This is a genomic window from Pseudactinotalea sp. Z1739 (assembly GCF_049725055.1).
GTDB lineage: Bacteria > Actinomycetota > Actinomycetes > Actinomycetales > Beutenbergiaceae > CALKWS01.
The window spans coordinates 36,452-58,351 of sequence record NZ_JBMPQA010000010.1; the positions used below are offsets into that span (position 1 = coordinate 36,452).

At 69.4% G+C, this 21,900-nt stretch carries 18 protein-coding genes; 5 read left to right on the forward strand and 13 right to left on the reverse strand.

The features are described 5' to 3' along the window. Positions 1-28: 28 nt before the first annotated feature. Positions 29-1,621, reverse strand: a complete 1,593-nt coding sequence (gene ffh / locus ACO0LV_RS13365; RefSeq protein WP_424788408.1) for a signal recognition particle protein — start codon at positions 1,619-1,621, stop codon at positions 29-31. Between the two features lie 115 nt (positions 1,622-1,736). Next, on the reverse strand, positions 1,737-2,516 hold the full coding sequence (locus tag ACO0LV_RS13370) for a TetR/AcrR family transcriptional regulator (RefSeq protein WP_424788409.1): 780 nt from the start codon (positions 2,514-2,516) through the stop codon (positions 1,737-1,739). 252 nt (positions 2,517-2,768) lie between these two features. Between ACO0LV_RS13370 and ACO0LV_RS13375 the strand changes: the two genes are divergently transcribed. After that, positions 2,769-3,155, forward strand: a complete 387-nt coding sequence (locus ACO0LV_RS13375; protein ID WP_424788410.1) for an STAS domain-containing protein — start codon at positions 2,769-2,771, stop codon at positions 3,153-3,155. A 117-nt stretch (positions 3,156-3,272) separates the two neighbouring features. Here ACO0LV_RS13375 and ACO0LV_RS13380 read toward each other — a convergent pair whose 3' ends face one another. From ACO0LV_RS13380 to smc, 4 genes are all read right to left on the reverse strand, one after another. Continuing rightward, on the reverse strand, positions 3,273-4,532 hold the full coding sequence (locus ACO0LV_RS13380; RefSeq protein ID WP_424788411.1) for an ammonium transporter: 1,260 nt from the start codon (positions 4,530-4,532) through the stop codon (positions 3,273-3,275). 165 nt (positions 4,533-4,697) lie between these two features. Continuing rightward, complete coding sequence (gene ftsY, locus ACO0LV_RS13385; protein ID WP_424788412.1) at positions 4,698-5,912, reverse strand: signal recognition particle-docking protein FtsY; 1,215 nt, start codon at positions 5,910-5,912, stop codon at positions 4,698-4,700. A gap of 123 nt (positions 5,913-6,035) precedes the next feature. Beyond that, positions 6,036-6,317, reverse strand: a complete 282-nt coding sequence (locus ACO0LV_RS13390; protein WP_424788413.1) for a hypothetical protein — start codon at positions 6,315-6,317, stop codon at positions 6,036-6,038. Between the two features lie 97 nt (positions 6,318-6,414). Then, on the reverse strand, positions 6,415-9,981 hold the full coding sequence (smc, locus tag ACO0LV_RS13395; RefSeq protein ID WP_424788414.1) for a chromosome segregation protein SMC: 3,567 nt from the start codon (positions 9,979-9,981) through the stop codon (positions 6,415-6,417). Positions 9,982-10,143: 162 nt separating this feature from the next. On the opposite strand from smc, the gene ACO0LV_RS13400 reads away from it, so the two are divergent. Next, positions 10,144-11,391, forward strand: a complete 1,248-nt coding sequence (locus ACO0LV_RS13400; RefSeq protein WP_424788415.1) for a CehA/McbA family metallohydrolase — start codon at positions 10,144-10,146, stop codon at positions 11,389-11,391. A 17-nt stretch (positions 11,392-11,408) separates the two neighbouring features. On the opposite strand, the gene ACO0LV_RS13405 is transcribed toward ACO0LV_RS13400, so the two are convergent. Further along, positions 11,409-11,642: a hypothetical protein gene (locus tag ACO0LV_RS13405; protein ID WP_424788416.1), complete on the reverse strand. Its 234-nt coding sequence runs from the start codon at positions 11,640-11,642 to the stop codon at positions 11,409-11,411. A gap of 195 nt (positions 11,643-11,837) precedes the next feature. Between ACO0LV_RS13405 and ACO0LV_RS13410 the strand changes: the two genes are divergently transcribed. Then, the gene (locus ACO0LV_RS13410) at positions 11,838-12,245 is read left to right on the forward strand and encodes a RidA family protein (protein WP_424788417.1); all 408 of its coding nucleotides are present in this window, start codon (positions 11,838-11,840) and stop codon (positions 12,243-12,245) included. A gap of 7 nt (positions 12,246-12,252) precedes the next feature. Here the strand turns inward: ACO0LV_RS13410 and ACO0LV_RS13415 are convergent, their stop codons facing one another. Continuing rightward, positions 12,253-13,200 carry a LysR family transcriptional regulator gene (locus tag ACO0LV_RS13415; RefSeq protein WP_424788418.1) on the reverse strand — a complete coding sequence of 316 codons (948 nt, stop codon included), beginning with the start codon at positions 13,198-13,200 and terminating at the stop codon, positions 12,253-12,255. Between the two features lie 142 nt (positions 13,201-13,342). Here ACO0LV_RS13415 and ACO0LV_RS13420 point away from each other — a divergent pair, with 142 nt between their 5' ends. Together ACO0LV_RS13420 and putP are read left to right on the forward strand one after the other, a co-directional pair. After that, positions 13,343-16,813, forward strand: a complete 3,471-nt coding sequence (locus ACO0LV_RS13420) for a bifunctional proline dehydrogenase/L-glutamate gamma-semialdehyde dehydrogenase (protein ID WP_424788419.1) — start codon at positions 13,343-13,345, stop codon at positions 16,811-16,813. 62 nt (positions 16,814-16,875) lie between these two features. Continuing rightward, complete coding sequence (putP, locus tag ACO0LV_RS13425) at positions 16,876-18,390, forward strand: sodium/proline symporter PutP (protein ID WP_424788420.1); 1,515 nt, start codon at positions 16,876-16,878, stop codon at positions 18,388-18,390. A 73-nt stretch (positions 18,391-18,463) separates the two neighbouring features. On the opposite strand, the gene ndk is transcribed toward putP, so the two are convergent. From ndk to dhaK, 5 genes are all read right to left on the reverse strand, one after another. Further along, entirely contained in the window at positions 18,464-18,901 is a 438-nt protein-coding gene (ndk, locus tag ACO0LV_RS13430) for a nucleoside-diphosphate kinase (RefSeq protein ID WP_424788421.1), read from the reverse strand. A 38-nt stretch (positions 18,902-18,939) separates the two neighbouring features. Then, entirely contained in the window at positions 18,940-19,392 is a 453-nt protein-coding gene (locus ACO0LV_RS13435; protein ID WP_424788422.1) for a DUF4233 domain-containing protein, read from the reverse strand. Between the two features lie 74 nt (positions 19,393-19,466). After that, a complete protein-coding gene (gene dhaM, locus ACO0LV_RS13440; RefSeq protein ID WP_424788423.1) occupies positions 19,467-20,192 on the reverse strand; it encodes a dihydroxyacetone kinase phosphoryl donor subunit DhaM in 726 nt (241 codons plus the stop codon). Next, positions 20,185-20,841, reverse strand: a complete 657-nt coding sequence (gene dhaL, locus ACO0LV_RS13445) for a dihydroxyacetone kinase subunit DhaL (RefSeq protein WP_424788424.1) — start codon at positions 20,839-20,841, stop codon at positions 20,185-20,187. Before dhaL ends, dhaM begins: the two co-directional genes overlap by 8 nt. Next, positions 20,841-21,848 carry a dihydroxyacetone kinase subunit DhaK gene (dhaK, locus tag ACO0LV_RS13450; RefSeq protein ID WP_424788425.1) on the reverse strand — a complete coding sequence of 336 codons (1,008 nt, stop codon included), beginning with the start codon at positions 21,846-21,848 and terminating at the stop codon, positions 20,841-20,843. The genes dhaL and dhaK overlap by 1 nt, the downstream gene beginning before the upstream one ends. Between the last annotated feature and the right edge of the window lie 52 nt (positions 21,849-21,900).

Here is a 21,900-nt window from a genome sequence, read left to right on the forward strand (position 1 = left end):
CGGTCCGCTCCGGCGGACGGCACAGCCATCAGCGGCCCAGGAACTTCTCGAACCCCGGGGGCAGACTCAGCGAATCGGGATCGACCTCATCGGTCGTGGTCCCCACCCCGAAGGAGGAGCCGGATTTGGCCTTTGCGGCGCGCTCGGCCGCCTCGCGTTCCTGCCGGGCACGCTTGGCCGGATTGCCCGACTTGCCCTTCTTGCGGTTCTTCGGGGGGGCCTGCATGCGGCCCTTGGACTTCTTTCCCGCACCGGGCATCCCGCCCATTCCGGGCATCCCCCCCATACCGGGTAGCCCTCCGGGGCCGCCACGTCCCCCGCTGCGGGCCATCGAACGCATCATCGTCTTGGCCTGGTCGAACCGCTCCACCATCTGGTTCACCTCGGTGACGGTGGTGCCCGAACCGCGAGCGATGCGGGAACGGCGCGAACCATTGAGGATCTTGGGGTTGGCGCGCTCGGCCGGAGTCATCGACTGGACGATCGCCTCGACGCGAACCACGTCGCGCTCATCGAAATTCTCCAGTTGCTCGCGCATCTGGCCCATCCCGGGCAGCATGCCGAGCATCTTCTTCATCGAGCCCAACTGCTTCATCTGCTGCATCTGGCTGAGGAAGTCGTCGAGGGTGAAGTCACCGTCGCCGGAGAGCTTCTCAGCGATCTCGGCGGCCTGGCGCTCGTCGAAGGCCTTCTCGGCCTGCTCGATCAGCGTGAGGACGTCACCCATGTCCAGAATGCGCGAGGCCATCCGGTCGGGGTGGAAGCGCTCGAAGTCGGTGAGTTTCTCGCCGGTGGAGGCGAACAGCACCGGCTTGCCGGTGACGGTGCGGATCGACAGCGCAGCACCACCGCGGGTGTCCCCGTCGAGTTTGGCGAGCACCACACCGGTGAAGCCGACCCCGTCGGCGAACGCCTGGGCGGTGGTGACCGCGTCCTGCCCGATCATCGCATCGACCACGAACAGGGTCTCGTCGGGCTGCACCGCATCGCGGATATCGGCGGCCTGGCCCATCATCTCGGTGTCCACGCCGAGGCGTCCGGCGGTGTCGACGATGACCACGTCGTGGTGCTTGTCCCGGGCCCGGGCGACGCCGGAGCGCGCCACCTCAACCGGGTCACCGACGCCGTTGCCCGGCTCGGGCGCCCAGACCGGCACGCCGGCCTGGCCACCCACGATCTGCAACTGGTTCACCGCGTTCGGACGCTGCAGGTCCGAGGCCACCAGGAGTGGGGTGTGACCCTGTTCGCGCAGCCACCGGCCGAGTTTCCCGGCGAGCGTGGTCTTTCCCGCACCTTGCAGACCGGCGAGCATGATCACCGTGGGCGGGTGCTTGGCCAGGCTCAGTTCGCGCGACTCACCGCCCAGTATCTCCACGAGTTCGGCGTGCACGATCTTGACGATCTGCTGCGCCGGGTTGAGTGCCTCGGAGACCTCGACGCCCCCGGCCTGTTCCCGCACAGCGGCGGTGAAGGCACGGACCGCCGGGACCGCCACGTCCGCGTCGAGCAGCGCGCGCCGGATCTGGGCCACGGTGGTCTCGATATCGGACTCGGACAGCCGGCCCTTGCCACGCAGGGACTTGAACGTGGCGCTGAGCCGATCGGAGAGACTGGCGAACACTGGCACTTCCTCGGTTGACCTGTAGGAGCGGGCTCTGGTCAGGATAACGCGCCGGCCCGTCCCTCTCAGCGAGGCACCCTTAGTGACGACGTGGAACGGTCGGCGCAGGTGGTGGTCAGGACCTGGGTTCTCCGGCCGTGGCAGCGATGCTCTCGAGCATGTTCTCCAGCGCCTCGGCGAACTCCTCGGCGTCGTTGCGCGGCGCGCTGAGCAGGGTGGCGATCGAGGCGATGGTGGGATAGTCGGTCAACGCCTGCGCATCCGGTCCCGGCGCCGAAGGCTCCGGCCCCTGATTCTGCCGGGCTTCCTGTGCGGCGGTCAGGAGCAGGTGGCCGAGCAGGAAACTGGCGAAGGTGCGGTAGACCACCGCCACCTGACCCTCGTCGAACCCCGCCCCGAGCAGGGTGGAGAGGAACTCCTCGACCACCTCCAGATTGCGCAGCGGCGGACGCAGCCAGGGCGCGGCCGGGTGCCGGGTGGCGACGAGTGGGAACAGGTTCGGATGACGCAGGGCCAGGTCGCGCATCTGGTGCGCCAGCCGCCACAGGTACGCCCGCCACCCTCCCGCGGAATCGACGTCGGCGCTGGCGGCCGACTCCACCATGCCCGACACCTCGTCGACCATCGCGTCGAGCAGGTCCTCCCTGCCGTCGACGTAGCGGTACAGGGCCATCGCCTCCACGCCGATCTCCGCACCCAGGCGCCGCATGCTGAGCGCGCCTACCCCCTCGGCGTCGACCAGGGCGATGGCGGTCTCGATGATCTGGGCACGCGTCAGGCCCCCGCGCGCGTCCGAACCGGAACCGTGGTCCTCGGGACCGCCGTCAGTTGCTGTGGAGCCCATGGCGCCGGCCGGGGCGCCATCGTCCGCGCGCTCGGCATCCGTATCGGCCATGACAACTCCTTGATCAGCCCTGGGCGTGAGGGCCCATTGTGGCATCCGGGGCAGACCCCGTCCTGCCGAGAGGTTCGGTGCCCGCACTCCCCTGGTCACCGACGCTCTCCGCGCCCAGCGGGAATGGCAACCCGCGCCCGGGACCGTCCGCTCGGAAAGTTCCCGATGCGTGGTCGTAGCCACTTTCGCATTTACACTGTAAACTCCGCGTGAATGCGTACCATGAGGACCACGAGAAGACACGAGGCCATTATGACAGCCACGGGGAAAGTCCTGCCGCCGGCCGGCGAACCCGGTTCGGTCGCCGTGCTGACGTCATCGAACCGCTCCCGTCTTGTGCTCGCCGGTGAGATCGACATCGCCGTCGAGGCCGAACTGGCGGAAGCCATCGGTGAGTTGCTCTCCCTGGGACTCCCAGTGGATATCGATGCCCGCAACATCAGATTCATGGACTCCTCGGCGCTGTCCGGGATCGCGAGGCTGAGCAGCCAGCTCGGGCACCGGCCGCGGATGATCTGCCCGCCCGAGTCGGTACTCTTCCTCCTCGACGTCACCAGGGTCGCCGAGGACGTGGACGTCGTGGATCAGGACCCGGGCTTCGAGGAGGACGCCACGCAGGTCCGGGTTTCGCAGGATTGACGGCCATTCGCGCCTCGGCGCTCCGCGGACGTCGTCCGTAACGCCGGAGTGGGCTCCGCGCCTACGTGGCACGGAGCCCACCTCCGCCGATGCCGGGGCCGTCTCCGGCGCCGGCGGTTAGTTCGTCGGGACGATTCCCTCGTACGCGCTCTCGGCGTGTTCGAGCAAGTCGATTCCGGAGAGTTCCCCCTCCTCGGGGACCCGCCATCCCAGGGTGGCCTTGAGAGTGAGGCCGATGATCGCCGTGACGACCCCTGAGAACACGATCGCAACGAGCACCACCAGGGCCTGGACGAGGAGCAGGCTGGGTCCGCCACCGTAGAAGAGGCCCCCGTCGGTCGCCAGGAACCCGATCATCAGTGTTCCGATGAGCCCGCCGACAAGGTGGACACCGACCACGTCGAGTGAATCGTCGTAGCCCAGCGTGTACTTCAGGCCGACGGCCAGCGCACACGCGGTGCCGGCGGCCAGGCCCAGCACGATCGCCCCGACCGGGCTCAGCGACCCGGCTGCCGGGGTGATCGCGACCAGACCCGCGACGATGGCCGATGCGACCCCCAGGGCGGTCGGCTTGCCCTGCCGGATCTTGTCCACCACCATCCAGCCGCAGACCGCCGCGGCGGTAGCCACGGTGGTGTTCACCCAGGCCAGACCCGCCTCACCGTTGGTTCCATAGGCAGAGCCGGCGTTGAAACCGAACCAGCCGAACCACAGCAACGCAGCACCCAGCATCACGAAGGGCAGGTTGTGTGGCCGGATCACCTCGGTCTTGAAACCCCGGCGCACGCCGATGATGAGCGCGAGCACCAGTCCGGCCACGCCGGCGTTGATGTGCACCACGGTGCCTCCGGCGAAGTCGATCGGTTCGGCGATGCTCGCGAACGGACCATCCTCGGAGAGCAGGCCGCCGCCCCAGACCATGTGAGCCATGGGGAAGTAGGCCAAGGTCACCCACAGGCCGGCGAACACCAGCCAGGTTCCGAACTTGACGCGGTCGGCGATCGATCCGGCGATCAGTGCGGTGGTGATCATCGCGAAGGTGACCTGGAATCCCACGTCGACAAGCGTCGGAATCGCCTGGCCGGTCTCCTCATCGACCACCGTGAGTTCGTCGAAACTGCCCCCCAGGCCGAACTGGTCCAACGGGTTGCCCACGATGCCACCGAGGGAGGCGCCGTAGGACATCGACCATCCCCACAGGACGTAGACGACCCCGATCACGGCCATCGCGCCGAAGCACATCATCATCATGTTCAACACGGACTTGGAGCGGGCCATACCGCCGTAGAACAGCGACAAGCCGGGGGTCATCAGCAGTACCAAGGATGCCGAGACGAGCATCCAGGCGCTGATACCGGTATCGATGAACGGTTCCATTCGCTTCTCTCCCAACGCCAGCCCGGGCGGCTGGTCCGCGCAAAATCGTCGGGGGAAACTTATGGTGTTGTCAAGACTTTGAATTTACTTTCTATATATCTTCGAATGGGCTGGACTTGGATGCGATGGGCAGCAAGAATGGTGCTTGACTATGCTGGATCCGGCTCAGGTCAGGAGCGCATCCACGAACTCCTCGGCGTCGAAGGGCGCCAGATCGTCCGGCCCCTCTCCCAGACCGACCAGTTTGACCGGAACGCCCAGTTCACGCTGCACCGCGACCACGATGCCGCCCTTGGCGGTGCCATCCAGCTTGGTCAGCACGATGCCGGTGACGTCGACCACCTCGGCGAACACCTGCGCCTGTCGCATCCCGTTCTGGCCGGTGGTGGCGTCCAGGACCAGCAGTACCTCGGCCACCGGAGCCGATCGGGAGACCACCCGCTTGATCTTGCCGAGTTCGTCCATCAGTCCGGACTTGTTCTGCAACCTGCCGGCGGTGTCGATCATGACCACATCGGCCCCCGCCTCGCGGCCGGCGCGCACCGCGTCGAAGGCGACCGAGGCAGGATCGGCTCCCTCGCGGTCCGAGCGGATCACCGGCACGCCCACGCGATCTCCCCAGGTGGTCAACTGCTCGGCGGCGGCGGCCCGGAAGGTGTCGGCGGCGCCGAGATAGACGTCTCGGTCCTCGGCGACGAGCAGCCGGGCGAGTTTACCGATCGTGGTGGTCTTCCCGGTGCCGTTGACGCCCACCACCAGGATCGTGGCCGGGTGGGGTTCACCGTCGTCTCCCAGGCCGGCGTCGATACTCAGGCTCCGGTCCATCTCCGGGTCCACGATGTTCAGCAGTTCGGCGCGCAGGATGGCTCGGACCTGCTCGGGTTCCTGGGCCGCATCGACCCGAGCCCGGGTGCGCAGCGCCGCCATCAGGTCATCGGTGGGTCCGGCACCGACGTCGGCCAGGAGCAGCGTCTCCTCGATCTCCTCCCAGTCGGCCTCGGTGAGGGAGTCCTTGGACAGCAGGTTCAACAAGGTGGAGCCCAGGGTTCCGGAGCGCGCGAGCCGGCTGCGCAACCGGGCCATCCGGCTTCCGGCCGCCTCCGGCCGGTCCAGCACCGGTTGGGCAGGTTCGGCCACCGTCGCTTCGGGCTCGACCGTCCCGGTCGCGGTCGGGGGTGCGGTATCGACGTCGGTGCCGCCGCCCGTGGGCTCAGCGCCCTCCGGTTCAGCCTCGGGCGGTCGCGCCGGTGGCGCCTCCTGCTCGCGCTCAGGTGCGGCCGGGGCACCGCCACGGCGGCGGCCCACCGCCACCAGGGACAGGCCCAGCACCACGAGGGCGAGCAGGCCGAGGAGCAGATACAACCAGATGTTCTCGATCACGAGATCCAGTGTGGACCACCGAAGCCACTACCGGCCAACCGCAGCGCAGGGGGACGCGTCGGTGCCGCCGGGCCCCGGGGCGTGGGTCGGAGCGGTCACCCCCGAGCGTGGGCGCAGCCGGGATCAGTCCCGGCCGCGATGGCGGCGCAGCATTTCACGCAGGTCCGGAGCCTCCTCGTACCCGTTGCCCTGCTCGGCCAGCGCGGCGAGGTCCTGGACCAGGAGTTCCTCGCCTTCATCCTCCGACAGGCCCCAGCCGGGTCCGCCGGTGTTGCGCACGGCCGTGAACGCCTCGGCAACCCAGGCCCGGTATCCGCCGTCCGGTGCGTGTGCGCGCAAGAGGACCACCGCCACCAGGGTGGCGATGAACGTGCTGAGCACGACGACGGCGACTACTTCCCACACGCTGTCGATTATCACACCGCGTTGCCCATCCGGGGACGTGTGGGGCAGCGTGTTGCGAGCGTGTTGCCGGTGACGAGCAGCACACCGTGACCCGGGCCTACTGCTCCTCGCGCAGCCGCTGGGAGATCACCTGGGTCACTCCGTCCCCGCGCATCGTCACCCCGTAGAGTGCGTCGCCGACCTCCATGGTCCGCTTCTGGTGGGTGACCACGATCAACTGGGAGTCCTGGCGGAGTTCGGTGAAGATCTCCAGCAGCCGGCCGAGGTTCACATCGTCCAGGGCGGCTTCGACCTCGTCCATCACGTAGAACGGACTCGGCCGGGCCTTGAAGATCGCGATCAGCAGCGCCACTGCGGTCAGGGACCGTTCCCCGCCCGAGAGCAGCGAGAGCCGGTTGATCTTCTTGCCCGGGGGCTGGGCCTGCACCTCGATGCCGGTGGTGAGCATGTCGTCCGGATCGGTCAGCACCAACGCTCCCTTGCCGCCGGGGAAGAGCCGGGCGAAGACCTGCTCGAACTGCACGGCGGTGTCGTGGTAGGCAGCGGTAAAGACGTGCTCCACTCGTTCGTCGATCTGGGCGACGATCTGCATCAGGTCGGCCTTGGACTTCTTCAGGTCGGCGAGTTGCTCGGCCAGGAACTGGTGACGCTCCTCCAGCGCGGCGTGCTCCTCCAGGGCCAGCGGGTTCACCTTGCCCAACAGGCTGAGGGCCCGCTGGGCGGCCTTGTACCGCTTCTCCTGCTCGGCCCGCACATAGGGGCGCGGCTCCTCGGCGTCGGCATGCTCGCCGTCGGCGGCCGCCGTACCCGGTGCAGGGACCGGTGGTACCAACTGGTCCGGCCCGTACTCGGATACCAGTACCTGAGGGTCCAGGCCCAGTTCCTCCACCGCACGTTGCTCGAGCTGTTCGATCCGCAACTTCTGCTGGGCGCGGGCCACCTCGTCGCGATGTACCACATCGGTCAGCTCGCTGTGCCGTGCGCTGAGTTGCTCCAGCTCTTCGCGCACAGTCCGAAGGGCCTGCTCCCGCTCTTCCCGAGCGGCCTCTGCCTGCTCACGGCGCTCGGCGGCCAGGGCCAGGGAGTGCTCCAGGTGCTGCAGTGCCGTCTCGGCGGCCGCGTGCACCTCGGTGGCGATCGCTGCCTGCACCGCACGACGCCGCGCCCGCTCCCGGGCCACCTCACGGGCGTGCCGTTCCGCAGCCGCGGCTCCCTCCAGGGACTCGGCTCGGGCGGTGACGGCGCGGAGTCGTTCCTCGACGGTGCGCAGGGCAAGGCGCGCCTCGGTCTCCAGGCCGCGTGCTTGCGTCGCGGCATCGGCGGTGCGATCGCGCTGTGCGGTCGCACCCTCCAGATCGGTCGCCTGCTCCTCCGGTTCGGCCTGCGCCCGCTCGAGCCGCTCGGCGAGTTCGGCCAGTTCGGTGCCCACCTGCTCCTTGGTGAGTTCGGCCGTCTCGATCGCCGGCCGGATCCGATCGGCCTCGGCGCCGGCCGCGCGCATGGCGGCCTGGAACTGCCCGAGTTTCTCGGCCACGGCCGCCAACTGGGCGTCGGACTCGTGCAGGTCGGCCAGGGTGGCGTCGACCCGCTCCTGCGCGGTCTGCACCTCCTCGCGTGCCGGACCGAGGGCGAACCGGACCTGCTCCGCCCGTCCCACCGCTGCCTGCAGGTTCTGCTCGGCCTCGTCACGCGCAGCGTGCAGTTCCAGCACCGAAGGGCCCCCGGGTGAGCCGCCCCGGATCTGGGTGCGCGCCACCACATCACCCTCCAGGGTGACCGCCATGACGTCATGGGCACCGACCACCCGGCGGGCCTGGGCCAGATCCTCCACCACCACCACACCGGCGAGTAGCCGGGCGATAGTGGGTCCCAGCGTCTCGTCGGCGGAGACCAGATCGTTGGCCCACTTCCCGGCGGGCGCCGCCGCGACCGCGGGCTCGCCGTCACCGGGTCCGCCGGCCACCACCAGGCGTGCCTGACCGGAGTCATTGCTGCGCACCAGCCGGACCGCGTCCACCCCGGCGGCCACCGACTCCACCGCGGCGGCATCGGCCAAGGGCCCCAAAGCAGCCGCGATCGCGTTCTCGTACCCGCTGGCCACGGTGATCAGATCGGCCAGCGAGCCCAGCAACCCGGCGGGCCCGTCCGCACCGAGCAGCGTCCCGGTGCCGTCCTTACGGTCCATCGACAGGTCCAGTGCGTCCCGCCGGGCGGCCCAGGTGGACCTGGCCGACTCCGCCTCACGTTCGGCCTCGGTCAGTTCGACGACCTTCGCCTGTGCCGCCTCCAGGGTCTCCAGGGCCGCCTCATGGGCGGCATCCAGTCCGACCTCACCCTCCTGGGCCCCGACCACGGTCTGCTCCAGCTCGACGTAACCGGAGCGGGCCTCCTCCTGGCGGGCTTCAGCCGAGCGCAGGTCCTCGCGCAGGCGCGCCAGTTCGGACTCGATCCCCTCCAGGCGGCTCCGCCGGGCCCCGACCTGCCCGGTCAGCCGGGCCAGCCCCTCGCGCCGATCGGCCACGCCCCGGTGCACACCGGCCAGTTCCCGCTCCGCCGTGGCGGCGGCCTCCTCGGCCTCCTTTCGCGCGGCCTGCGCATCGGCCAGACCCTGCTGGGCCTGCTCCCGCTCCGCGGTCAGTTCGGCTTCGGCCTCCCGGGTGCGCTGGGCCTGGGCCTCAAGGTCGTCGGGATCCTGACCCTCCTGCGGCGCCGCCGCCGATCCCAGCAGCCGGGTGCGCTCGGCCGCCAGCGTGGCGGTGCCTCGGAGCCGTTCGCGCAGACCGGACAGCCGGTACCAGGTCTCGGTGGTCTCACTCAGCCGGGGTGCGGCTGCGGCGGCCTCCGCCTCCAAGTGAGCCAGCCGCCGCCGTCGGTCCTGCTGTGCCTGCTCGACCTGCTCCCGCTCGGTGCGCAGCGCCGTCTCGTCCGCGATCTCCGCCGCGAGCGCCGAGGAGAGCTGGACCAGATCGTCGGCGAGCAGCCGGGCGCGGGCGTCGCGCAGATCCACCTGCACCACCTGGGCCCGGCGCGCCACATCGGCCTGCTTGGCCAGTGGCCCCAGCTGCCGCCGGATCTCCGCCGACAGGTCGCTGACCCGGGCCAGGTTCGCCGACATGGTGTCGAGTTTGCGCAGGGCGCGTTCCTTGCGCTTGCGGTGCTTGAGGATGCCGGCCGCCTCCTCGATGAAGTGCCGGCGTTCCTCCGGTCCGGCCTGCAGTACCGAGTCCAACCGCCCCTGTCCCACGATCACGTGCATCTCCCGGCCCATACCGGTGTCGGAGAGCAGGTCCTGGATATCCAGCAATCGGCAGGGGGTGTTGTTGATCGCGTACTCCGAGGCGCCACCGGAGAACAGGGTGCGCGAGATCGTCACCTCCGAGTACTCGATCGGCAGCACACCGTCGGAGTTGTCGATCGTCAGGGACACCTCGGCCCGGCCCAACGGCGGACGCTTGGAGGTGCCGGCGAAGATCACATCGGCCATCGCCCCACCGCGCAAGGACTTCGCGCCCTGCTCCCCCATCACCCAGGCCAGTGCATCGACCACGTTGGACTTCCCGGACCCGTTCGGGCCGACCACGCAGGTGATCCCGGGCTCGAAGTGCAGCGTGGTCGCCGAGGCGAAGGACTTGAACCCACGCAGCGTCAACGTCTTCAGGTGCACGTCGGTCACTCTAGCCGTGCCGGTGGTGACCTTCGTGGCGCACGCGCGCGAACGTCCGGGCCCGCATGGCATGGCCCGCAGCCGGGCGCTGCAGGCACCGGGGGCGCGGGTGCATTACCATCAGCCGGGCCCCCGCCACGCACGCTTGGATGCCCGCCGCGCATGATCGACAGCCGCCACCTGACCATCGATGACCAGATCGCCGACCGCTACCGCGCGGTACCGGTGGAGGTGCCGGCCGGTGCGGGGGGTCTGCACGTCGAGTTGGACTATGACGATTCGGCGGCCGTGATCGACCTGGGTTGTGCCGGCTCCCACGGCTGGCGTGGCTGGTCCGGCGGGGCGCGACGGGAGTTCTGGATCGGGCCGAATGCCGCCACCCCCGGGTACGTCCCCGGGGAACTGGAGGGCGGCACCTGGGAGGTGATCCTGGGGCTGCATCAGATCCCGGCCGCCGGGGTGGGGGTGCGGGTGCGCGCCGAGGTGGTGCCATCGGTGACCGTCCCGGACGAGCCGCTGGCGCCGGTGGCCACTCAGCGGGTGCGGGGTTCGGACCGGCAGGTACCCGCGGAGCCGGGGCTGCGCTGGTATGCCGGGGACTTCCATGCCCACACCACCCACTCCGACGGCGTCGAGAGCATCGATGAGCTCGCCGCCCGCGCCGCCGCGGCCGGACTCGACTTCCTGGCCGTGACCGACCACAACACCATCAGTCACCACGCCCACCTTGCCGGCCCCGGAGCCCGGCACGGCATCACCCTCATTCCCGGCCAGGAGGTCACCACCGCAGACGGGCACGCCAACGCCCTGGGGGATGTCGGCTGGGTGGACTTCCGCGCCCCAGCCAGGCACTGGGCCGAGGCGGTCCAGCGCGGCGGCGGGGTGCTGAGCATCAACCACCCCCTGGCGGGCGACTGCGCCTGGATACACCCGCTCGACCGCGCCCCCCGCGCGCTGGAGGTGTGGCACATCGGCTGGTTCCGGGACCTGAGCGCCACCGGCCCATGGGCGATCTGGCAACGCTGGCGCGAGGCCGCCGGCGGTGCCTCGGTGGTGCCGTTGGGCGGCAGTGACTTCCACCGGCCCGGTCAGGGCTTCACCGTGGGCACGCCCACCACGTGGGTGGCGGCGCAGGACGATTCGCCCGAGGCGATCCTGGCCGGAGTGGCCGCCGGGCGCACCGCGATCAGTGTCGGGGTGCGCCCCGACGCCACGCCCGACCCGTTGCACAGCCCGTTGCTGGTGCGCGTCGAGGGCGATCTGCTCGCCCTGGGTGCCGCGGGTGCCGTGCTCGTCGATGCCGAGGGACGACGCCGGCGACTGGCCGGTCCCGCCGAGCGCCTTGCCGCGGGGTCCGGTCCGTACCGGATCGTGGACGACCAACGCCGGATCCTCGCGATCAGCCCGTAGGCCCGGCCCCGGCGGCCTCAGCCGTCGTCGTCGTCGTCCAGGTCCTGGGCCGGGACGGCTGCCGCGGTGTCCGCCACATCGGCCTCGCTGGCCCGCCCCTCCAGATCCGGTCGTGCGGTGCGGGGACGGTAGTCCTCACCGGACTCCGGGGGCGGAGCGGACGTCTCATCGGCCAGGCTGACCGGTTCGTGGGCATCGGGATCGACCAGCCCGGCATCCTGCCAGGACTGCTCACCGGGGACGGTGCTCATGTCTCCTCCTTCGGCTCACCATGTCGAGGACTCAGCCACCGGTACACCGGCGGGGCGCCGGCGGCGATGCCAGCCTAACCCGCCGGATGCCGGCGCGACAGCGGGGTGTGCGAGGGCGGCTGGTGCCGGACCGGTCCGGAGGGGGCTCCGTAATCGCCTTTACGGCGCCGGCCCCTGCGTGCCAGGGTCGCCGATATGCCCTCCGCCGTTGAACTGATTCGCTCGGCCACACTGTCCGACGTCGCCGAGTACGCCTATGCTGCCACCGCACCGAAAGATGCCCGATTGATCTTCCTGGCCGGCGCGTGCCCGTTGGACGCCGGCGGCGGCACCGTCGCGGTTGGCGATTACGCCGGCCAGGCCGCCGCGTGCGTGGCGACCATGAACCGCGCGCTGGCCGATGCCGGGGCCTCGATCACCGACGTGATCAGCACCCGGGTCCTCGTGGCCTCGGCTGACCAGGCCGATCTGGTTGCGGCCTGGGAGGTGGTGCGCGATGCGTTCGGCAACCATGACGTGCCCTCCACCCTGATGGGGGTCACGGTGCTGGGCTACGACGACCAAGTCGTGGAGATCGAGGCCATCGCCGCCGTCGTGGACTGACGGCTGCTCACCCGGCTCCACCCGGGGGTGTGCGCTGAACCGCCTCGAGCGCACCGCGCAACGCCGCGCGTACGGTCACGATCGCCGGGCGGTTCACCGCGGCCCGGCGCACCGAGGTGAACAGCTCCCGGTAGAAGGGGCCGGGCAGGCTGATCCGGCGCACCCCCCGCGGCCGCGCCGTCCAGATCAGGTCAGGTAACAGGCTGACCGCGTGTCCCGCCCGGATCAGGTGGATGTGCACGCTCAGGTCGGCGGAGTAGTACCGGATGTCGGGCTCGAACCCGGCGGCCCGGCACTGCTGGACCACCCAGTCCTTGGCCGCGGTCCCCTTCGGCTCGACCACCCAGGGCACGTTCCGGGCATCGCTCAACGACTGGATGCCGCTGCGCCCGGGCACCACCAGGCGCATCGTGTCGGTGCCCAGGAGCTCCCGGTGCAGTTGATCGTGGTGCGCGCGGGTGTAGCCGGGGTACTGCTCGGCCATGGCCAGGTCGAACCCGCGGGTGGGCAGTTCGGAGAGGCCGAACTCCGGAGGCACCACCGACGCCTCGATCCGCAGGTGTGCAGCCTGCTTCTCCAGGGTGGTGAGGGCGTAGGGAACCAGCGCCCGCGCCGCCGTCTCCAGTGTGGCCAGCCGGATCGTCTCGGGCACCGGACGCTCCGGTGCCAGTTCGCTCTGCACGCCTTCCTGCAGTTCGATCACCTGAGCGGCGTAGCGGGCCACCCGGGTGCCGGCCGGGGTCAGCCGTACCCGCCGTCCGTCCTGCTCCAGCAACGGCACACCGACCTCGCGCTCCAGGCGCGCCAGCTGCTGGGAGACCGAGGACGGGGCATAACTGAGCGTCTCGGCAACGGCGGTGATCGTGCCGCGCAACTGCAGTTCCCGTAGCAGGCGCAACCGGTGCAGATCCCACACTTCCCTGACCTTTCGCCAGAACCGAACGGTATCATTCACTTTTTCACGCTTATCACGAAACGTATGTCCTGACACACTGACAGATCAGGATCAGTCGGGAAGGTCATATCGGCGTGGGCTACCCGCTCGAAGCCGATGACCGGCCCGCAACCGAGTCCGACCTGGACGTGGAGGTCAGAACGTGAACGAGCAGTCAACACCCGGTATTGACCAGGCACTGGCCGACGAAGCCGTGGAACTGGTGCGACGATGGCTGCACGCCAGCCGCGACGAACCCGTCGACGCCGCCGCCAAGCGGTTGTCCGATGTGCTGCGCGATGAGAACGGTCTGGCCTTCACCGTCGGATTCGTCGACGGGGTGATTCGTCCCGAGGACCCCCACGCCGCGGCGCGGCACCTGCAGACCCTGGTGCCACTCATCCCCCGGTTCCTGTCCTGGCCGCTGCGCACCGCCGTACGTCTGGGCGCCTCCCTGAGCACGGTCGCCCCCGGCATCGTCATCCCGATCGCCAAGGCTTCATTGCGCCAGATGGTGCGCCACCTGGTAGTGGACGCCTCCGAACGCAAACTCGGACCAGCGCTGAAGCAGATCCGCGCCAAGCAGCCCGGTGCCCGGCTCAACATCAACCTGCTCGGCGAGGCCATCCTGGGCAAGGAAGAGGCGGCTCGGCGGGTGGAGGGCACTCGGCGCCTGCTGGCCCGTGACGACGTCGACTACATCTCGATCAAGGTCTCCTCCACCGTCGCCCCGCACAGCCCGTGGTCCTTCGATGAGGCCGTGGCCGAGGCCGTGCAGGCACTGGTGCCGCTGTTCGAACTGGCTCGGACCGCCCCGGGCGGGCCCAAGTTCATCAACCTGGACATGGAGGAGTACAAGGACCTCGACGTCACCCTCGCCGTGTTCACGCAACTGCTCGACCGGCCGGAGTTCACCGACCTGCCTGCCGGCATCGTGCTGCAGGCCTACCTGCCCGATGCCCTGGGCGCGACCATGCACCTGCAGGAGTGGGCCAGCGCCAGGGTGGACGCCGGTGGCGCACCGATCAAGATCCGCGTGGTCAAGGGTGCGAACCTGCCGATGGAGCACGTCGACGCCGAGGTGCACAACTGGCCCGTGGCCACCTGGGATTCGAAGAAGGCCACCGACGCCTCCTACAAGGCGGTCCTGGACTACGCCCTGCACCCCTCTCGAACCCGCGCGGTGCGGGTGGGCGTGGCGGGGCAGAACCTGTTCGACCTCGCCCTGGCCTGGCTGCTGGCCGAGCGCCGAGGCTGCACCTCCGATGTGGACATCGAGATGCTGCTGGGCATGGCCACCGCGGAGGCTGCCGCCATCCGCAAGGACATCGGCAACCTGCTGCTCTACACCCCCGTCGTGCATCCGCAGGAGTTCGACGTGGCGATCGCCTACCTGGTGCGACGGCTCGACGAAGGCGCCTCGGATGAGAACTTCATGTCCGCGGTGTTCGACCTGAGGAGCGATGAGTCGCTGTTCGAACGTGAGCGCGCCCGGTTCATGGACTCCCTGGCGATCATGCCCACCGAGGTGCCGGCCCCGAACCGGGACCAGGATCGCAGCCGGCCCCAGCCAGCCGGTCCGCGGGAGGGGTTCCGCAACACCGCCGACACCGATAGTTCGGTGGCCGCGAACCGCGACTGGGCCGAGCAGATCCGGTCCCGGATGCCCACCAGCACACTCGGGGTGGAGACCGCCGAAGCCGGGCTGCTCACCACCCGGGAGGCGCTCGAAGAGGTCATCGGCACCGCCCGCTCCGCCGCCAAGGGGTGGCAGGAGTTGGGCGCCGGCGCCCGGGCCGAGATCCTGCACCGGGCCGGCGACGCCCTGGAAGCACGCCGGGCGGACCTGCTGGAGGTGATGGGAGCCGAATGCGGCAAGGTGATCGAGCAGGGCGACCCGGAGGTCAGCGAGGCGATCGACTTCGCGCACTATTACGCCGAGTCCGGTCGGCGCCTGGAGCAGGTGGAGGGAGCCGCCTTCACCCCCTCGGACCTGACCGTGGTCACACCCCCGTGGAACTTCCCTGCCGCGATCCCGGCCGGATCCACCCTCTCCGCCCTCGCCTCCGGCTCGACGGTGGTGATCAAGCCCGCCGAGCAGGCCAAGCGCACCGGCGCGGTGATGGTGGAGGCCCTGTGGGAGGCCGGTGTGCCCAAGGACGTGCTCCAGTACGTCCAGCTCAGCGAGCGCGATCTGGGCACCGAGTTGATCTCACATCCCCTGGTGGACCAGGTGATCCTCACCGGTGGTTACGAGACCGCCGAACTGTTCCGCTCGATGCGCCCGGACCTGCAGTTGCTGGCCGAGACGAGCGGGAAGAACGCGATCATCGTCACCCCCAGTGCCGATCTGGATCTGGCCGCCAAGGACGTGGCCAACTCCGCCTTCGGTCATGCCGGACAGAAGTGCTCGGCGGCCTCTCTGGTGATCCTGGTGGGGTCTGTGGCCACCTCCGCACGCTTCCACCGCCAGCTTCTCGATGCCGTCACCTCCATGGAGGTGGGCATGCCGTGGCAGGAGCGTGCCCAGGTGGGCCCGGTCATCGCCCCGCCGGAGGGCAAACTACAGCGCGGTCTGACCACGCTGGGTGCGGGTGAGAACTGGGTGCTGCCGCCCAGGAAGCTCGACGACGACGGCCGGTTGTGGCGCCCGGGGGTGCGCGCCGGGGTGGCCCCGGGCTCGGAATACCACATGACCGAGTACTTCGGCCCGATCCTGGGCGTCATGACCGCCGAGACGCTCACCGAGGCCATCGAGATGGTCAACGAGGTCGAGTACGGGCTGACCTCGGGTCTGCACTCCCTCGATTCCGAGGAGATCGATACCTGGTTGCAGAGCGTGCAGGCCGGCAACCTTTACGTCAACCGCGGGATCACCGGTGCGATCGTGCAGCGCCAGCCCTTCGGAGGGTGGAAGAAGTCGAGCGTGGGCAACGGCACCAAGGCCGGGGGCCCCAACTACCTGGTGTCCTTCGGCACCTGGGCCGATCGGCAGGTCACGGCCACCGACGTCACTGATCCGGTCAGCCTGCGTGCACTACGCGCGGCGGAGGATGCCGGGATCTCCCAGGAGGACCGGGACTGGCTCGCCGGTGCCTTGCACACCGACGTGAACGCCTGGGAGCAGGAGTTCGGCGTCGTGCGCGATGCGACTGGTCTGCAGAGTGAGCACAACGCCCTGCGCTATCACCCCACGCCGGTGACGGTGCGGTTCGAGAGCGAGCGGTTGCGGGATCTGCTGCGCATCCTGGCCGCCGCCGCTCGCAGCGGCGCACACGTGACGGTCAGTTCGGCCACCGACGTCGCACCCGCACTGCAGCCGTACCTAGGCGAACTCGGCATCGACGTCTTCCACGAGGACGCCAGGGCCTGGCACGCCCGGGCGAACGGGTTGGCCCGCGTCGGCGGGCGGGTTCGTCTGATCGGCGGTTCCGGTAGCGACCTGGCCCGGGCCACGGACGGCTCCCCGCTACTGGCGATCTATTCCGGCCCTGTTGTCAGCGCCGGCCGAGTAGAGTTACTGACATTCCTGCGGGAACAGGCTGTTTCAATCACCGCACATCGCTTCGGAACGCCTCGACCGCACAGAATTCCAGCATCCGTGCCGGTGCCCGCGGGGGGTGTCTCGGGCTGATTCGACGATAACCACGATTCCTTCATCACCCACCATCACCCAATTGGCAAAGGGGCCACGAAGTGTCTGATCAAACATTCCAAATCATCGCCCTGCTCCTCTACTTCGCAGCAATGATCGGGATCGGCGTCTACGCCTTCCGGCAGACGGCCGATCACGAGGATTACATGATCGCCGGGCGCAAGTTGAGTCCGACGACGGCAGCGCTGAGCGCCGGTGCCTCCGATATGTCGGGCTGGCTCATGATGGGCCTGCCCGGCGCAATTTACGTTGCCGGGCTGATCGAGTCCTGGATTGCGATCGGTTTGACCATCGGCGCCTATCTGAACTGGAAGTTCGTGGCCCCCCGGCTGCGTTCCTATACCGAAGTGGCGAAGAACTCGATCACTATTCCGAGTTTTTTCGAGAACAGGCTGCATGACACATCCCGCGCGCTGAGGATCGCCTCGGGCGTCATTGTGCTCGTCTTCTTCACCTTCTACGTGTCATCCATGATGGTGGCGGGTGGCGAATTCTTCATCGTCTCCTTCGACACCTCCTACATGACCGGGATGCTGATCGTTGCCGCGGTGACCCTCGCCTACACCCTCATCGGCGGCTTCCTCGCCGCCTCCCTGACCGATGTGGTGCAGGGCACCCTGATGATGCTGGCTCTGTTGATCATCCCGGTGCTCACCATCTTCGCCGTCGGTGGCTTCGGGGACACCCTGGACGCCATCCGCGAGGCCGAGCCGGGCGCGCTGTCCTTCACCGCAGGGCAGGCCGTCACCGGTGGGGCGACGGTTGCCATCATCTCGGCACTGGCGTGGGGACTGGGGTACTTCGGTCAGCCGCACATCATCGTGCGGTTCATGGCGATGCGCGAGGCCGCCTCCGCCGGTTCCGCGCGCCGGATCGGGATCGGCTGGATGGTGATCTCCCTGTTCGGCGCGACCGTCACGGCGTTGGCCGGCATCGCCTACTTCCAGGTCAGTGACCTCACGCTGGACAACGCCGAGCACGTGATGCTGGCCCTGTCGCAGATCCTGATGCACCCCTTCCTGGTCGGCCTCGTGTTCGCCGCGGTGCTCGCGGCGATCATGTCCACGGTGTCCTCCCAGTTGATCGTCAGTTCCTCGGCGTTCGTCGAGGACCTCTACCGGGTGTTCAAGAAGGACTCCTCCCCCAGGCACCTGATGATCCTGGGACGGGTAGTCGTCTTCGCGGTGGCCATCATCGCGATCGTCCTGGCGATCGATCCCGGTGACACCATCCTGGGCCTGGTCGCCTTCGCCTGGGCCGGGTTCGGTGCCTCCTTCGGACCGGCCATCCTGCTGTCGCTGTTCTGGCGTAAGTTGACCAACTGGGGCGCGCTGGCCGGGATGGTGACCGGTGCGGTGACGGTATTCCTGTGGAGTTCCTTCGGACCGGAGATCTTCGGCGCTTCCCTGTACGAGATCGTGCCCGGGTTCCTCCTCAACGTCCTGGTGTCCGTTGTGGTCAGCAAGTTGACCTACAAGGCCAACCCCGACCTGGAGCAAGAGTTCGACCAGGCCGTGGAGTTGGCCAAGCGCAAGATGAAGGCGCCCACCGCCTGATGCTTCGCAGATCACCATGAGGCGGGCCGCCTGCCCTGATACGGGTAGGCGGCCCGGTGGACTGGCGGTTGGTTCAGGCGCTGGCGCGGTCAGGGAACCACAGGGCGATCTCCCGAGCCGCCGACTCCGGTGAGTCCGAGCCGTGCACCAGGTTCTGCTGCACGTTCAGGCCCCAGTCCCGGGCCAGGTCACCCCGGATCGAGCCGGGTGCGGCGGCCGTGGGATCGGTCGCCCCGCACAGGGCACGGAACCCCTCGATCACGCGCTGGCCCTCGACTACCGCGGCCAACAGCGGGCCCGAACTCATGAAGTCCATCAGCGGGCCGTAGAAGGGCTTACCCTCGTGCTCGGCGTAGTGTTCGGCGAGCAGGCGCACGTCGGCGGTGCGCAACTCCGCGGCGGCCAGGGTGTATCCCTTGGCCTCGATCCGCCGGAGGATCTCACCCACCAGGCCACGCCGCACGCCGTCGGGCTTGATGATGACCAGGGTGCGCTCGGTGTTCAGGCTCATGGATGCACACACTACTGGCCAGGGCGCAGTGTGCCGACTCAGCCGGCGTCGGCTCCCCCGGCGGGTTGGTCCTGCGCCGGTGCGGCGCCGGCCCACTCGGCTTCGTCGCGCTCGGCGCGCTCGACGTCGATCCGCCGGCCCAGCTGCAGCGCCACCACCCAGATCACGGCGAAGATGATGCCGACCACGACCATCATCGGGATGATCAGACCGGAGGCGATCAACAGTCCCTGCATCACCGACCCCAGGATGCGTCCGATGCGGTGGCGCGCCAGTCCGGCGAGCACCAGGCAGGCCAGCGCGCTCACCCCGCCCACGCTCCAGACCAGCACCGGCTCGCCCAGGTCCAGGCCGATACCCACCAGGGTGGCGAACAGCACCACGAACGCCTCCAGGGTGAGCACGGTTGTGCAGAAGATCGCCCGGGCGGACCGTCTGGGTCGCTCGCCCGGTGCGGTCTGGCCGGCCTGGGTGGCGCCGGAACTGTTCATCCCCCCAAGATACTGCCGGTGCCGGCATGCCCGCGCCTGCCCGCGAGCGCCACGAGGGCTCCGCGGCCGGTGCCTCACTCCTCCCCGAAGCCGGCCTCCACGTCTGCTGTGATGGTCTCCACCGCCTGCTCGGCCTGTGCGCCACTGGCGACCAGGTCGATTCTGGCCCCCCCGGTCAGGCCCAGGCCCATCAACGCGAGCACGCTGGTGGCGTCGACGCCGTTGATACTGACCCGGGCATCGAACTCAGCGACCTGTCGGGCCAGCATCGCCGCCGGGCGCGCGTGCAGACCGAGGCGATTGCGCACCGTCAGGGTGCGCTCGATCGTCACCCCGGTGTCGTCCTCGCCGACGGCTGCCTCGTCATCTGCTGCGTTCCCGGGTGCGGACCCGGGCCCCTGCACCTCCGGTGGGCCGAATGTGTCGATGGCGTCGTGGGCTGCCGCACGCACCTGTTCCCCGTCGGCGCCGGACTGGGCCGAGACCGCCGCTGCGACTGCGCCCTCCACGAACGGGGCGTGGGCGATGAGTACGCGCTCGTCCGCGAGCATCTCCTGCACCGACTCCGCCGTCAGCAGCGCCGAGCCGAGGTCGGCCAGCAGCACGACGTACCCGGCGCCATCGGCGAGCGCGCGCCGGACACTGGACTCCACCAGGTCGTAACTGGTGCCGATACCCTCCTCGCTGGTGCCTCCTGCCGCCAGGATGGTCACATCCGGCGCCATCTGCGCGGCGACCTGGGCACAACCACGGGCCAGTTGCCCCGAATGCGAGACCAACACCAGTGCGGTCTCAACCATCGGTGGCCTCCGTTCCTCCGGCCAGGCTCGCCGGTACGGCCGCGGCCAGCATCAGGGCGCTGGATTGGGCCCCGGGATCCCGGTGCCCCCTAGCCCGCTCGCCGAGGTAACTGGCCCGGCCCTTGCGCGCGACCCAGGGCTCGGTATCCCTGGCCCCCTGCGCAGCGGCAGCGGCGGCCGCGTCGAGGACCTGGGTCACGTCTGCACCCTCCTCGGCCACCGCGCGGGCGGCATTCGCGGCCGGCAACCAGGCGTCCACCATGGTCTTGTCGCCCGGTTCGGCCTTTCCGCGGTCGATGATTCCCTGTACGGCGGCGGCGAGCACCCGGGCCAGCCCGGTGGCGTCCAGGTTTCCGGCCCCGGCGGCCTTGGCAGCACGCAGGAATGCGGTCCCGTACAGCGGGCCGGCCGCCCCGCCCACCGCGGACATCAACCCCGAGGCCACCAGGCGGAACACCTCCCCGGGAGTGTCGGTGGTGGTCTGCGCCAACGTGGCCGTCACCGCGCTCAAGCCCCGGTCCAGGTTCTGCCCGTGGTCACCGTCCCCGATCGCCCGGTCCAACTCGTTCAGCGCCACCCGGTGGTTCGCCACGTCCTCGGCGCAGGCGCGGATCCAGGCCCTGGCCCAGGTCACATCCAACGTGCTCATCAGGCACCCCACCGTAGGGCCGGAGTGATGACCGGCGCGTCGAAGAGGCCGGTCAGTTCCTCGTCCAGGCGCAGCACCGTGACCGAGGCGCCCTGCATCTCCAGGGAGGTCACGTAGTTGCCGACCAGGGACCGGTGCACCGTGATCCCGGCTGCCTCCAGCCGTTCCCGGGCGTGCCCGTAGACGATGTAGAGCTCACTCAGGGGCGTCCCGCCCATCCCGTTCACGAGCAGCAACACCTGCTCCCCGGCCTGGAGGTCCATGTCGGCCAGCACCGCGTCCAGCAGCAGGTCGGTCACCTCATCGGCACCGGCCATCGGGACGCGCTCGCGCCCCGGTTCACCGTGGATGCCGATCCCGATCTCGATCTCACCACCGCCCAGGTCGAAGGAGGGCCGGCCCGCGTGCGGGACCGTGCACGCGCTCAGCGCCACCCCCATCGTGCGCACGTTCCCCACGACCCGCTCAGCGATCGCGACCACCGATGCCAGGTTCTCACCGCGCTCGGCGGCGGCGCCGGCGATCTTCTCCACCAGCACCGTACCGGCGACCCCGCGACGCCCGGCGGTGTACAGCGAGTCCTGCACCGCCACGTCGTCATCGACAGTGACCGAGGCCACCTCGAGTCCCTCCATCTCGGCCAGTTCGGCCGCGGTCTCGAAGTTCAGCACGTCCCCGGTGTAGTTCTTCACGATGTGCACAACCCCGGCGCCACCGTCGGCGGCCCTGGTGGCAGCCAGGACGGGGTCGGGGGTGGGTGAGGTGAACATGGCGCCGGGCACGGCGGCGTCGAGCATGCCTACCCCCACGAAACCCCCGTGCAACGGTTCGTGACCGGAACCACCTCCGCTGACCAGCCCGACCTTGCCGGTCACGGCACCACCGCGCCGGTGGATGAAGAGCGCGTCCTGCCCACCACCAGCGCTGACCAGGTCGGCATGAGCGCGCACGAACCCGGTGACACTCTCGGCGACGATGTCGTCGGCGTGATTGATCAGCTTCTTCATCAGGGCTCCTTGGATGCGCCGTGGAGTGTTACGTCCCACTGTGGACCGGATG